7 protein-coding genes are annotated in these 13,955 nt (G+C 62.3%); 1 reads left to right on the forward strand and 6 read right to left on the reverse strand.

Going from position 1 to position 13,955, the window contains the following annotated elements:
- Window positions 1–376 precede the first annotated feature (376 nt).
- Window positions 377–1,591, reverse strand: coding sequence for a molybdopterin molybdotransferase MoeA (locus E4633_RS08265; RefSeq protein WP_135869781.1), 1,215 nt, complete (start codon window positions 1,589–1,591; stop codon window positions 377–379).
- Between the two features lie 146 nt (window positions 1,592–1,737).
- Between E4633_RS08265 and E4633_RS08270 the strand changes: the two genes are divergently transcribed.
- Entirely contained in the window at window positions 1,738–2,214 is a 477-nt protein-coding gene (locus tag E4633_RS08270; protein WP_246037980.1) for a hypothetical protein, read from the forward strand.
- 103 nt (window positions 2,215–2,317) lie between these two features.
- On the opposite strand, the gene E4633_RS08275 is transcribed toward E4633_RS08270, so the two are convergent.
- The 5 genes from E4633_RS08275 to E4633_RS08295 form a co-directional block, all read right to left on the reverse strand.
- On the reverse strand, window positions 2,318–3,670 hold the full coding sequence (locus tag E4633_RS08275; RefSeq protein WP_135869783.1) for an ATP-binding protein: 1,353 nt from the start codon (window positions 3,668–3,670) through the stop codon (window positions 2,318–2,320).
- The gene (locus E4633_RS08280) at window positions 3,657–4,286 is read right to left on the reverse strand and encodes a hypothetical protein (RefSeq protein ID WP_135869784.1); all 630 of its coding nucleotides are present in this window, start codon (window positions 4,284–4,286) and stop codon (window positions 3,657–3,659) included. The genes E4633_RS08275 and E4633_RS08280 overlap by 14 nt, the downstream gene beginning before the upstream one ends.
- On the reverse strand, window positions 4,283–7,933 hold the full coding sequence (locus tag E4633_RS08285) for an eCIS core domain-containing protein (protein WP_135869785.1): 3,651 nt from the start codon (window positions 7,931–7,933) through the stop codon (window positions 4,283–4,285). Before E4633_RS08285 ends, E4633_RS08280 begins: the two co-directional genes overlap by 4 nt.
- 10 nt (window positions 7,934–7,943) lie before the next feature.
- Complete coding sequence (locus E4633_RS08290; RefSeq protein WP_135869786.1) at window positions 7,944–9,362, reverse strand: contractile injection system tape measure protein; 1,419 nt, start codon at window positions 9,360–9,362, stop codon at window positions 7,944–7,946.
- A 176-nt stretch (window positions 9,363–9,538) separates the two neighbouring features.
- Entirely contained in the window at window positions 9,539–13,951 is a 4,413-nt protein-coding gene (locus tag E4633_RS08295) for a hypothetical protein (RefSeq protein ID WP_135869787.1), read from the reverse strand.
- Window positions 13,952–13,955: the final 4 nt, after the last annotated feature.

Genomic DNA, 13,955 nt, shown 5'->3' on the forward strand with positions numbered 1-13,955 from the left:
TTTCTCCTTGTGCTTCCATGTTGGTTGTACGGGGAGGGGCTCTTGAGGAAGCCTTCGGCCCGGTAGTGTAAACGTTTTGGAGCAAGACGACTCTAGAACACTATTCTGTGGATAATTTTGACCTAGATCAAAAAAAGCGATAAGGCTGTCTTCCCCTTTTGCGGACTGAGGCGATACCGCGAGCTGGACCGATCCTGGGAAAAAAGGTAGCAGGGAAAATTTTGTTAATTAGGCTTGGACGGGTCGGGACCTAATTATAACAAGGCAAAGAGGATTTGCAGGTTGAAGCGGAAAAATGGCGGCGGCCGTCGTTTATGCAGCAACGGCCGCCTCGAAAAGGGGAGGGGGCTGGGTGGGAGAGACGGAACGGTTCGGGTTACTCCTGCAAAAGGCCCATCTCGAAATTGCGGTCGAGCAGCATGACCTCCACCTCGTTGCCGGACTCGATCCTGGATTCCGGTGCGAGCTTCATGAGACCGTTGCCCAGGGTGAGGGAGGAGAGCCGCCCCGAGCTCTGGTTGCCGGTGGTGGAGACAAGGTAACGCCCGTCGCACTGCGAGACGATGCCGCGCACGAGGTGGGGGCGGTTCCCCTTGTTGACCGCAGGCTCCTGCAGCACGGCCCGGACCGTCGGCCGGAACACGCGCCGGTGCCCCATCGCCTTCAAAAGGGAAGGGCGCACGAAAAGCTCGAACGAAACCATGGCAGCGACCGGGTTGCCGGGAAGAGCGAAGACGGGTTTCCCCTGCAGCGTGGCGTAGGCGAGCGGCTTGCCCGGTTTCATGTTCACCTTCCAGAAGTTCACGCTGCCGCCCAGCTCCTCGATGGCCGCCTTCACGAAGTCGCGGTCGCCGACCGAGACCCCGCCGGTTATCACGAGTAAATCCGCGTTGAGCCCAGCTCTTATCTTTTCGCAGGTGGCCTCGAGGTCGTCGGTGGCGATGCCGAGCAGCACCGGGTCGCCGCCTGCGTCGAGCACCTGTGCGGCAAGGCTGTAGCTGTTGCTGTTGATGAGCTTGCCAGGTTCGGGCGTGGCCCCTGGCTCGAGGAGTTCGTCGCCGGTTGCGAGGATGGCGACGCGGGTGCGCCGGTAGACGGCGAGCGAGGTGTTCCCCATGGCGGATAGCATGCCGATTTCCTGCGGGCGCAAGAGCGAGCCCGTCGGGATGACGACATCGCCGCGGGATATGTCCTCGCCGCGCCGGCGCACATGGTCGCCCGCTTTCACCTTGCCTCGGATGACAATGGCGTCGCCGTCCGTTTCGACATCCTCGATGGGCACCACGGTGTCGCACCCCGGCGGGATCGGGGCCCCGGTCATGATGCGCACCGCGCTACCCGGCGGCACCGTCTCACGGCGCACCTCACCGGCAGGGAGAAAGCCGCAGACGCTGAGGCGATTATCCTGGACCGACGAGTGGAGAAAGGCGAAGCCGTCCATCGCCGAGTTGTCCGCGGCGGGGATGTCCCACGGTGCTACGTGATCCTCAGGCGTGATGCGGTTCAGTCCGTGGAAGACGGTTACTTTCTCGATCTCGAGCGGAACGATCTGTTCCAGGATGATCCGCTGTGCTTCTTCGATACTCACCATGGCGACGCTGCCTCCTGAACGTGAATAGATATCTCTTTATCGGCTTGACACTGCTGCCGGTCACTGTACATTTTGTCGGGATATTCTACCGCTTTCCATGGAGAGTCAAAGTCAAAGTGAAAAAGATTCGTGTTTGTGTCAATGACATGATGCAGAGAGACTACGTCTATTACCGTACCGAGCCGGTCGGTGAGAACTTCCATCCGGAGTTCAAACCCGATCTGACGCCTAAAGAGATGCTGGAGATGGGAGTTTTTGGCGGCAAGTACATGACCGATTGCCGGGATGAGTTTCCCGAGGACTGGTTTGAGAACGCGAGGCTCTGTCACGAACGGCATGTGGCTGAGTACAACTTCTTCGGGGTCAACGCATCGAAGCCGCTTGCGTATTGGCGTGAGAAAGGGTGGATCTACAGCGACGACCCGCGCGGCTGGTTCCAGTGGTACTGCCGCTACTACATGGGGCGCAGGTGCCCGGATGACGCGCGGCAGATCAAGCGCTGGAAGGCGATGACGAGGCACATCGCCCAGATCAGGAACAACTGTCCGGAAGGAGTGCTCACCTGCCGCCGCAGGCAGCGCCAGGCGCTCCTGCACTGGGCGTACGACAGCAGAAGGTTTTAAAAGCGAGGTTCTACGTTCTATGTTCTACGTTCTACGTTAAAGGCCAGGCTTCTAAACATAGAACTTAGAACATAGAACGTAGAACGTAGAACGTAGAACGGCTTCATACGACCTTTCCTTCCTTCACGTATTCCCTCAATATCGCCCCTTCCAGCCTTTTGAGATCCAGGCGGCGCGACTGGTCGGCCAACACCTCCAGGGCGCAGTACTGCATGACGTTCATGATCCCGGCGCCGGAGAGCTCGTACTTCGCCGCAATCTGCCGCCAGTCGATCTCGGCTGCGATCTCGATCTGCGGCGGAAAGGCGCCGCTCCAGATCAGGTAACGTTCCTCCGGCCGCGGGATGGGGAAGTGGATGATGGCCTGAAAGCGCCGCACGAAGGCCTCGTCGAGTTGGTTGCGCTTGTTGCTGGCGAGGATCACGAGCCCCCGGTACTGCTCGATGCGCTGCAACAGGTAGGAGATCTCCTGGTTCGCGAAACGGTCGTGGGCGTCGCGAACGTCGGTCCTCTTGCCGAAGAGGGCGTCGGCCTCGTCGAAGAAGAGGATCCACTCCTTGTACTCGGCTTTCTCGAACAAGAGGGCGAGGTTCTTCTCGGTCTCCCCGATGTACTTGGAAACCACCCGCGACAGGTCGATGCGGAACACGTCCCGACCGGTGTACTTCCCCAGCAGCGTCGCGGTCAGGGTCTTGCCGGTGCCGGGGGGGCCGTGGAAGAAGGCGCGGTAGCCGTGCGCCAGCTTCTTCTTCATCCCCCATTCTTCCATGAGGACGTCCTTGTGCCGGACCCAGCTCTCGATCTCGCGGATCTGGCGCAGCGTGTCCGGGTGCAGCACCAGGTCCTCCCATCCCATCTCCGTCTCGATCGCCTGGGCCGGGAACTCGATGCCGAAGCGCGGCTTTCCCACCGTGCCGAGGGTCACCCATTCCACGAGCTCGGGGTCGATGCAAAGGCGCCCGCTCATCATCGGCTCGCCGGGACGCACCGTGTCGAGCCAGACGACCTTTTTCTTGGCGAACCAGTGCTCGGCGCCGAACATGCGCTGCACCTCGATCCTTTTGCGCACGTCGTTCCCGGCCAGGATGAACTGGGCGGTCTCCCCGGTGGGGAGGATGGCCCGGTGATCGGAGCCGTGCACACCGCCGAACTCGTGCACCTCGCCCCCCTCTGGAAGAAACTGTGCGAGTATCTTGTTGTAGAAGCCGGGACGCAGGTGGGGCGCCAGCGCCATCATCACGACGGCGAATTCCTCCATGCCCGGGTCCTGGCTCTTTATGAAGAGCTCCAGCGGCGAATCCTCGCTGCAAAACTCGAGCGGCGGCGGCTCGAAGCTCTCGGCCCGCTCAAAACGAAGGGCGAGATAGCCGGTTACCAGCTGCTCGATCCAGTCCAGGGCGAGGCCCAGGTTCGTCGCTTCCGCGCTTGGGTGCTGAGTATTCCTATCCCCGGACATGGGTCACCGCCCCGGCCGCTTCGAGAAAAGAGAGCGTGAGCTCGGGGTACTCTCCCTGGAAGAAGGAGGCGTCGCCGGAACCTAGCGCCGCGCGCAGGTGGAAAGCCTTTTCATCGACGCGGACCACCTGTATGACCGGGTCCGGGGCCGCCGCCACCTTCCTTGCCGCTACCAATTCCTTATCGTTAGCGAGACGGCGCGCCGTTTCCCGCGCCTTTTCTTCCGAGTCAAAGCTTCCGGCCACCAGGCAAGAGAAGGGCTCGAACTTGTAGCTCTCCACGAGCGGCGAGTAGTCGTCGATGTCGTCTATCCCGAGATAGCCGAGCTTCAGCGGTCGTATCGCCACCTGCGCCTTGAAATGGACTGTCACACGCCAGATGAAGTCCCACCTCGATTCCCATCCCCCTTCGGACCAGTACTCGCTGTAAAAGTTGCAGCGGTACGGCTTTATCGACCACTTAAGCGGGATGGTGCCGATCTCAAGCGTGGAGGCCAGCGCGCTCACGAAGCGCTCCGAGCCGCCTCCAATTTGGTCCGAATCCCCACGCGTCAGGATGCAGTCGAGAACCTTGCCGTCCCCGCTTACCGACGGATGCCACAGATACAACATGCTCATGTCCCATCTCCCGGACCTCTGAATTTTATGGTGACTCGCTTTGAATAACTGTCGGGAAGCTTTGCCCCCATGGAACTGTTCTCGCTGTAGGGAACGACCTCCATCCCTTTTATGTCATTGAAGTAATCGAGGCGTTTTTTGTGATAGGTCGTTCTCCCTGTTTCATTCCAGTGCTGGACCACAGCCTGCTTCTTGTGGTCGATGGTGGGGGACTCCTTGTACTTGAGCGTCTTGTCCCACCACTTGTTGTTCCACTTGTACAGATTGGGCTTGGTCGGGTGCCTCAGCTTTTTGGGATCGTTCACCTGGTCGTCGCGCCATTCGTACACGTCGGTGCGGTAGCCCTTGGCGTAGAAACTGTCGCGGATGTACTCCTTGGTGCTGAACTCCGGCTTGAGTACGTACTGATGCCCCTTGCGCGTGACGTACAGCGACTTGTGCTTTCTGAGACGTTTCTTCTTCGTACCGCTCTTTGTCGGGTTGACGGTGGCGCGTATGCTGTCGTAGACCTCGTCCTCGTCCGCATCAGCTTCGACCAGTTCGATCAGGATCAGGTGGTACTTCGTCTTGATTGCCGGGAGCGCCTGCTTGATTTCAGCGGCGTCCTTGTTTTCGTCCTCCAGGAGGGCGGTGGCATCGGCGAGGGCCGCGTCGAGATCCGCCTGCTTCTGCGCCTCGCTCCGTGCGTCCTTTTTCCCGTCCTTGGCGTCCTTGTCGATTCCTTTTCCCTTCAACTGGACCGGTTTCGCGCTCTTCCCCCCCGCCTTCGGGGTAACCACCCAGTTCTCCCCCTTGGCCTGCACGTCGAAAGTGATCCCCTTCACCGATCCCTTGATCTTTCCAAGTTCCGCGTCCAGCATGGCGCGGGTGAAAGGGCCGCCCGACCGGAGTGCGCCCAGGGGCTTCGCCGCAGCCTGGAAGATCTTCGCCGTTTCCTGGTCCTTCACCCCCTTCGGGTCCGGTTTGGCCGATTTGGTCCCGGCAGGTGGTGTCTTCCCTTTCTTGGTCGGTTTCGGCTCCGGCTTCTTCGGTGCCGGTTTCTTCGGGGGGATGGTCGGTGGCGGGATGCTCCCGTCGTTTTTGAAGGTGCCGCTGCCGCTCCCCTTGGCGCCGGACTTCTCGGGCAGCTTGTCGTCCACCATGCTGGTCATGAACTTGGACGGGTCGAACTCCGGCTTCTTCAGTTCGATCTCCGGGACGGTGCCCGAGCCGAGCACGTACTCCTTTACCACCGCGCTGACGCCGACCGGGTCGGAGAGGGGCCACTGCTTGGAGAATAGTGGCCAGGTCCATCGGTGGTCGGAGATCGGCGACCACCATGGCGCTTCCAGGGCGATGAAGAAATCGCCGCCTAGGTCGAGCATGGGCTGGGCCACGATGTCCAGCGTTCCGCCGACGTAGAAAACGCCGGGGTCGCGATAGCCGATGGTGGGGCGGGCGTCGGCGTACGCCATGAGCCCCACGTCCACCTGGATCCCTACGCCGAACTTCAGGTCATGCGACGCGATCTCGATCCCGGCGCCCCCCTCGGCGCGCAGTCTCAGGCCGGCATAGGCAGAGATGTTGAAAGAGGCCGAGATCTGGATGAACTTCTGGACCTCGGGGTCTGTCGAGTAGGTCCCCAGAATCTCGATGTTGTAGATCTTGGCCGGGCCGAGCCGCGCCAGCGCCCAAAGGCTTATGTTGGCGAATAGGTTCAGGTTGCCGACCACGGGGATGCCGTAATATGCCTTCGCCTCTAACTTGACGATCTCCCGGTCGAAGTTCTTCTGCGGGAAGAGCGGGATTTCGCCGGGCGGCGCGATCTTGCTCACCACGGTCAACAGGCCGCGTCCGTCGACCACGACCCATACGGTACCGGCAAACCACTGGGTCAGGTGGAACTGCAACTGCCCCGTGGCCGCGATGGCGCGGCTCTTCTTCTCCGGCTTTGGTGCAGGTATCGGCGGGGGAGGACCGGTCGCCTCGATGTTCTCCTTGCCTCCTGCCGCGGCGATCGCGTCCTTGGCGAACTTATTGGCCGAATCGAGATCGGTGGCGATGAAAGAGACCTCGCCGGAGAGTTTGTCCGCGTTGTAGGCCGCCTTGCCGCCTATATCAACGCTGCCGTCCGGCTTGTAGATGACCGTCGCGGAACCGGAGAAGGACTTGTGGTTGACCGCCAGGGTGAGCTGACCGGTGAGGGGGCCCTTGGTGTTGTCCACCTTGAGGTCCCCCTTCACCATCCCCTTCACGTCGACGGTGGCGCTCGCGTCGATCTTCGGCTTCGCGACGTTTTCTACCAGGATGTTGAAGTCGGCGTCCAGGAACCCGCCGATTTCGACCTTCAGGTTTTCGACGCCCAGGGTGAGCTTGCCGGATTCGAAAGTGTTCTTGGGTTTCGGGAGCCTCTCGACCTTGAGGCCCAGTCCTCCCAGCAGTTCCGCGTTTTTCTGCAGCGCCCGCAGCCAATCGTTGGTGTCGCCGCCCTTGGGTTTCAGCGATGCGTAGCCGCCGGTCACCTCGTTGTTCTTGATGGTGAAGTTGATGTGCATCCCGCCGATCTGGTCGGTCCACGGGTTTTGCAGGGGCATGGTTCCCTTGCCGATCGAGTCGAGGTTCTTCTTGCTGTCCATGTGGACCTTGACCCGTCCCTCGGCGGTCAGTCCCTTCACGATCACGCGTACTTCAAGGCCTTTGTCCTTGGAGGCCTCGATCTCGTCTTTAACCTTTTGCGAGGGGGCGAAGACGGAGGAGGAGAGATCCACCACTTGGGAACTCACCGGACCGGCATCGACTGCAGGCGCGGCTTTGGGGGGAGCGGGGGCGGGTGCCCGCATGATTCGCGACTCGTCGCGCTTTTCCTTGTGCGGGTTCCCCTGGCGGGCGACCCCCTCGCCCTGTTGTACGGTGTGGGCCAGTTCGTGGGCTAAGAGCCGCTTCCCCTCGCTAGTTCCGGGCTGGTAGGCGTCGCGGGAGAAGAAGACGTGGTTCCCATAGGTGAAGGCGCGGGCGGAAAGGTCATTCGAGAGCCGGGCGGAACGCTCGTCGTCGTGGACACGGACCGCGCCGAAGTCGCTGCCGAAGCGGGGCTCCATGTAATCCCGCACCTCGCTTGCCAACGGGCGCCCACCTGAGGCGCCGCTTTTCACGGCGGACTGGGTCGCCTCGCCGACCACAGGGGGGGCACCGGCCTCGGAGCGCAGGACGTTGTCCTTCTCCGCCCCCTCCTTGCTGAGCTTTTCGTCCTCCTTGCGTCTTAGCTTCTCTTCGTTTCCCTGCCGGGAAAGACGACCCTGTTCACGCTGCGGCTTCTCGTCCTTCTGCTTCTGCAGGCGCTCCTCATTCCCCTGTTTCTGAACGCGCTCCTCCTGCCGCTGCATACGCTCGTCGGGCAGACGGCTGACCTTCTCCTCGTTTCCTTGCTTTCCGAGGCGTTCTTCCTGGCGCTGGAGCGGCTCCTGTTGCCGGGAGATTTCTTCCTTCGGGCCTTCCGGGGCGCTCATGCGCATGACCCGGTCCGCGGTCCGGTCCGCTTGCTGCTCGAGCTTGTCGCCCGGCTTGCTGACCGTCATCTTCCTCTGCACGGCAGGGGAGAGAAACGGCTCTCTGGCGACTTGAGCCGCTGCGGTCGAAGCAGAAGAAGATTTTTCCGCGCACGATTTCATCGCCGCACTCCTAGTTCCACTGCACCCACAAGAGCTTCTCCATCCAGGGGAGTTTCACCATCGAAATGCTGTACGGGAGCTGGTCCAGCAGAATGTCGCAGCTGTTCTTCTCGACCTGCAAAAGCCACTCGTCGTTATCCCGCACGGTCAGCTTCGCCGGCCGCATCAGGAAGGCGCCGCGCAAGCCGTTCAATGAGCTGTTACGCAGAGCACCCCAGTGCTGGAGCAGGGCTTTAAGCAGGCTGTCGCACATTTCGATGTCCAGTTCGGTCAGTTCCATGTTTCGTGCGATCGGGATATGCAGTGGGATGCTGCACAGGATCTTTTGCAGCGCCAGCAGATATTCCGGCGGCTCGGTTGACCCCGAGGCAAGGTAGTGCAGGACGGCGACGCCGCGCTCGGGTGCGAGTATGTGGTTTCCGTTGCTGATCTCAAGCGCCTCGAAGAGCCGGGTAAGGTACGGATGCAGCAGCACCACGCCGCCGTTTTCGATGTAGATACCTTCCTGCACCGCCTCAGGCTTGTCCGCTCCTTCGATCTTCTCCGCATGCCCGGCTGACGGCTCCTCATTCTGTTTATGGGTGGCGCTTTTTGACTCTTCGACCGTTGCCTCTGGCTTGCTCGAACCGACGGCTCCGGGCCAGTGCCGCTCCAGGGCGACTGAGACCTCGGGATGCCTTCGTAACCATTCCGGGAGCCCGAGCCACGCGCGGGAGATGAGTTCGTGCTCGGTTGCGCTGACGTGGTTTGCCGCGGCAGCCAGGCCGTTGTCCCACACCTTTTCTCGGATCGGGGCTACCGCTGTCGAAGGAAGCGCAACACCGGAAAGCCGCTCCAGTACCGCCGCAACCCTAATGCCGACTTGCGGTGCGATGATCGGCAACAGCAGCGAGCGGAAGCGCTCCGTGAACTGCAGGATCAGCCGCCTGCGCGCCGATTCCTTCTGTAGCGGGATGAGGACCTCTTCCAGGGTGATGACGGCGGCGCCGTAGGGGAGGCTTTCGTCCAACCAGCACTCAAGCAGTACCTGTTCAAGCTCCTTTCCCGCCTGGAGCTGAAACCACCATGGTAGAGAACCCTGTTCCAGGAAATGCATGAACACCTCGGTCATCGCCTGGAGTTTGTTCCTGCGTCTGGAGTTGATGCGCGGACTTTGCAGCTCCTCGCCCAAAGCCTGCTGCATTCCTTCCTGCACGGCTTGAGAAAGGTCGGCCTCCATCTGGTCCAGCGGGATGATCCCCGCGTCGATGACGACTTCTTCCAGCAGGATGTGTTCATCTTCCGCCGCGTGTTCGTTCAGGACGACCTCCATTACAGGTAGTAGGGAGTCGTAGCAGAAGCGCTCCAGTCGGCGCTGCAGCGCCGCGACCTCCGACTCCGGCCCGTGAAACTCGATATGGAGGCGCTTTTTGCGGATTACGTGGGGCATTATCGGGGCTCCAGTTTGTCGGACAGTCGGACCGGTAAAGCGGTGACGGCAGCCGTGACTCCCTCCCCCGGAGGGGGAGGGGCGGGGAGGGGGCGCAGCGTCCGTTCAGACATCCCCCCTCCCGACCTCCCCCCTCCGGGGGGAGGCGTTGCGTGTCTCAAGCGGGCGGGGTCGGTCTACAGCTCCTTCTTCGTTGCTCCGAAGCACCCTTTGCGGATGATAGCGGCTAATTGCACCGGGCCATTGGGGCGCTGCACCTGCGCATCTACCTGCTCCCCTTCGTAGAAGGGCTCGCTGCTGTTCGCAAGCGGCAGGTCCCACACCCAGGCGGCTACTTCCTCTCTCGGCAGGTTCCCCACCTTTCCTTCCAGCCGCACACCGTTCTCCGTGGCGCGCTCCACATTCATGTCCAGTTCCGGCTGCGGCCCTTCGCAGAGCTTTTGGTAGTCGGTGTGCGTGCACTGGTTGCGCTCGCTGCAGTCGAAGGCGGGAACCCTGGTCTCCTTGTTGTTCAGGCGTTGGTTGATGAAGACTGCGCCGTCGAAGGGCGCGCCGGTCGCCGCCGGCTCGTTCGTGTAGCGGATCACCATCGAGAAGGCCGGGTTCGGTCTGGCGAAGCTGTAACGGAACTCGAGGTTGAAGTTGTCGCAGACAAAGTACTCGATGAAGAGCACGGCGAAGGGAAGGGCGTCGTCGGGCTGGAAGCTGAAGACCAGACGTCCCGGCGCGGCGCCCGCCTGCTCGACCAGGGCCTGGTTGACCACCTCGTTCAATGCCTTCACGTAGCTCCCGACGGCATCGTTGAAGTTCTCGTTCAAATGGCCCGCATCGGGTATGGGGAGCCCGTCGGCGCGCAGCGTTATGTCCCGGCCGTTGAAACGCAGCCGCACCTCGCGCTCCTGTCGATAGCTCTCGTAGCGCACGTCCTGGAAGGGGGGCTGAATCCAGAGCCGGTAGGCACAGCGGCGCGACTGGCCGCCGCAAGGAAGGTCGCAGGCCTGTTCGCAGTTGTGCTGCACCTGGAGCGAGGCGGTGCAGTTGTTGTGGTCGGCAACGGTAACAGAGAAACTGTTTCCGCTTGGGATGGGATCGGTGTTGAAGAAATTCCCGGTGACCGGCTTGTCGTTCGCCGTGAAGGGGGGCGTTCCTCCTTCGATGCGGATGAAGGAGCGATAGCTCGCGGTCCCCTCGCAACTGAAATCGGTCTCCCGCAGCACGAGGGGCGGCGGCACCACTATGGTTTGCGGCGCGGTCGCGGTCCCGGCTGCGTCGTGCACGATGATGCTGTGCCCGCCGACGTTCAGCTTCAACGCCTGGTTTGCCGGAGCGGGCTGAGCGGTGTCGATCTGTACGTTGTATGGAGCGGTGCCGCCGGTCACCTTTATCTCGACCGGGGCCTGGTTGTCCGGGGCGGTGCATCCGACCGTGGCACTGAAGGCGAGCGGCTGGGTGCAGGTGTGCCTGAGGGTGGCCGAGGCGCTGCAGTTGCGCGCGTCGGTGATGACGATCTCGACGTCGGTGTCACCGGGGAGGTTGCCGCTGGAATAAGCGGTCCCGTTGACCGAGCCGCGGTTAGGCGTGTACGGGGGGGTGCCGCCCTCTATGTCCATGACGGCGACGTAAGTTCCGGTGTCGCCGATGCAGTCGAAGCGCGGCTCCCCGAGGACGAGTTGCGCCGGGATCGATACCGTTTGCGGCGCGGAGACGGTTGCCTCCTGGTCGCGTATAGAGATGACGTGGGTTCCGGCGGAGAGGGCCAGCACACCGGCCAGCGGCGTGAAGTCCTGCTGGTCCACCTTCACGCTGTAGGGCGCCGTCCCCCCCTCGGGGGTGATGGTCACCTCCGCCTGGTTGTTGGCGTTAGTGCAGCCGGTCTGCACGGTGAAGCTGAGCGGCGGCGTGGGAAGTACGAACTGCACGGGTGCGCAGTCCGAGCAGCAGAGATAAGGGAGGTAGAAGTCGGCGATGACGGCGCCGTCCTCCAGCTCCCGTACCGTCTGTTCGATGATGTCTTCGGCACCGGTCCGTGGCGGTCGCGTCACGCCAAGGTCCGGCACCCGTCCCGTGAAGGCCCCCAGTACGAGCCGTACGTCAGGGTCCGCCGCGAGTTCGGGCTTGCTCGCCATCCTGGTGAAGGCGTCCATCATGGCGGCGGGCTCCACGTCGGCGCAGAGTGTGGCCGTTCCCGAAGGTGCCGCCGGTCCCGTCCTGGCGGTAACGCCCTCTGGTGCCACGGGCCTGTCGAAGCGGAAGCGGTCCCTGAGCCCGCCGAGATCGATCCCGCCTCTGGGCTGGAGCACCCTGGCCGGTTCTTCGTGATAGACGACGATGAAGGTGCCACCTAACGGAACCCCGGCCTTGTGTTGGATGCCGGGGTGATCGCGCAGGAAGGTCCCGAGGTAGAGCCTCTGCTTCACCTCCCTCAACCGGTCCTCGAACTCTCCCTCCAGCGCCTTCACTACGTCCAGGCGGCAGTGGTACAGGATCGCCTCGAGCCGGTCGTCGAGCTCCTCCCAGCGGAGCAGGTTGATGGTTCCTTCGATGGCTCCGGCCGCATCCTCCCGTTCCTTCTCCACCGCCTCGGTCACCCGCAAAAGATCCTGGTAACGCTTTTCGAAGGCGGTGTAGTCAAGCTCGGCGAGCGACGCCGCGTACTGCTCGAAAAGCTTCGCCACGCACGCGATCACGTAGAAGATGATCAGGTTTGATTGCCCCGCGTTCTGGCTGTTCAGGAAGTTGATGATGACGTTCGGATCGATCTCGGGGACGGCCCCGCCGGGCTGGTTCGCCAGGAAGTCCTCGAAGAGCCGTCCCAGCGTCTGGGGCTGTACCAGGAAATCGGGCGCGCAGTTGGCGAGCACGGCGAGTTGCGGCTTGACCGGGGTGGTGACCGGCGAGCGGGTCTCGAAGGGTAGCGCGTAAAAGTAGCGCAGCTCCGCGCAAAGAAAGCAGGTAGATTCCGCCTTCACGCTCTCGTAGAGCGTCTCGAGGTCCTGGAATCGACATCCCTTTTTGGAGAGATCGACGGTCACCTTTTCGTCGAAGGCGCCGGTGCGCAGCGCGATTACCTCGATGGGGAGGCGGTAGCGTGACTTGAGCGTCAGGAGCGTCGTCATCACGCGTTGGTAGTTCTTGCCGAGGTGCCCCTCGACGCGCAGGAAGTTGTACGGCTCCAGGTCGTAACGCAGCGTCTGCGTCACGAAGTTCGGGGCAGGTGGCTGGTAGGAGTCGGAACGGTAGCCGAGGTTCTGGTTGGCGCGGTTACGCCGCGTCTTCTCGGGGTCCCAGAGCCGGTAAAGCGGCGGGGTCCCGGTGAAGAGGTAGTAATAGGGGATCGCCTTCCCGGAAAGAGGGGCTTCCCCGAGCCTGCTCGGGGTGATCCTGATCGTGCTGTCGGTCGAGGGGAGGAGCGAAAAGCCGGCAAGCGGCAGCGGCGGAGCATCTGTGAAGCGCGTCGTCATCTCCACGAGGCGCTCGAAGAGCCGCTCTAGCTCGACGATACGATCCTCGCCGCCGGAGAGCGCCGGGGACGGCCAGAACGGGGTCCGGTACAGCTCCGGTGTGCTCACCTTGTTCGGGAAGAGAACCCCAAGCATCAGGTGGCGCGGGAAGAGCCCTTCCGGTGGGCAGCAGACCGCGAAAAGTTCGGCGCCCGCATGGGAGAGGTCGCGCAGCCCCTTCGAGATGTCGTCGAAGAAATCGTAGTAGTACTGAAGGAACCTGACCTGTGCCGTGGAGCCTGGCGTGTGGTCCAGGGACCCGAAGCGGCCGGTGAAATCGGCGAAGGGGTTGTCCGGGTACTTCTGCTGCACCAGCGGCTTGAACGCGTCGTAAGCGGCGGTGAGCGCCGTCGCCGTCTGCTGCACGAGTTTTTCTCCTGTGAATGCGGCCTGGAAGGCGGCGTACACGTCCTGCGAGGTGGCGGGGGCCGTGTTCGGCACGTCGATCCTTGGCAGGAGCACTTCTGGGATGTTCAGCCGCTCCAAGAGCGTTTGGGCGAGATCGGTGACGGTGCCGTTCCCCTCCAGGGCGTTCGCCCGCGCGATGATCTCCTTCAAGTCGTTCACGCCGATAAGGAGGCGGCGCACCGTTACCGTGATCTCGCTTCCCCTGTCGTCGCAGTTGTTCATGCTGCAGTTACGCAACCCCTCCTTTTTCAGCTCCAGGAAAAGGAGCACCGCCTTGTCGTTAAGAAAGCCCTCCGGGGTGGTGATGGAGACCGTTTCCGGCTCACCGGCTGGAAAGAGCTCCCATATGGGATAGGGGGCGTCCCCCTTCATGAAGAGAGGGTAGGGGATATCGGTGGGAGGGAGGTACTGCCGGTAGCTGACGAGGAACGCGTCCTCTGGCTCCACGATCAGGTACCCCTGCGAGGTGACGCCGCACCCCCTGGTGAGCGTTATGGCGAGGCCTCCGTCGACGTTCTGGGAGAGGCCGATCTCCAGCCCGCAGACGATGCCGATGCCGATCAGGTTGGCGCGGGTGAGCCGCTCCTGCTCGTCCAGGTAGTCAAAAACCTGGTTCAGGTGTGAGAAGGAGAGCACCTGGTTCGCCTCGAAGACGGGGAAGTTATCTTGTGAAGGTTTCATCGCG

The organism is Geomonas terrae, from assembly GCF_004791675.1.
GTDB lineage: Bacteria > Desulfobacterota > Desulfuromonadia > Geobacterales > Geobacteraceae > Geomonas > Geomonas edaphica.

Bases quoted from the DNA above. Each gene is read 5' to 3' on its own strand.
- E4633_RS08265 (WP_135869781.1), bottom strand. From the start codon at position 1,591: ATGGTGAGTATCGAAGAAGCACAGCGGATCATCCTGGAACAGATCGTT.
- E4633_RS08270 (WP_246037980.1), top strand. From the start codon at position 1,738: ATGATGCAGAGAGACTACGTCTATTACCGTACCGAGCCGGTCGGTGAG.
- E4633_RS08275 (WP_135869783.1), bottom strand. From the start codon at position 3,670: ATGTCCGGGGATAGGAATACTCAGCACCCAAGCGCGGAAGCGACGAAC.
- E4633_RS08280 (WP_135869784.1), bottom strand. From the start codon at position 4,286: ATGAGCATGTTGTATCTGTGGCATCCGTCGGTAAGCGGGGACGGCAAG.
- E4633_RS08285 (WP_135869785.1), bottom strand. From the start codon at position 7,933: ATGAAATCGTGCGCGGAAAAATCTTCTTCTGCTTCGACCGCAGCGGCT.
- E4633_RS08290 (WP_135869786.1), bottom strand. From the start codon at position 9,362: ATGCCCCACGTAATCCGCAAAAAGCGCCTCCATATCGAGTTTCACGGG.
- E4633_RS08295 (WP_135869787.1), bottom strand. From the start codon at position 13,951: ATGAAACCTTCACAAGATAACTTCCCCGTCTTCGAGGCGAACCAGGTG.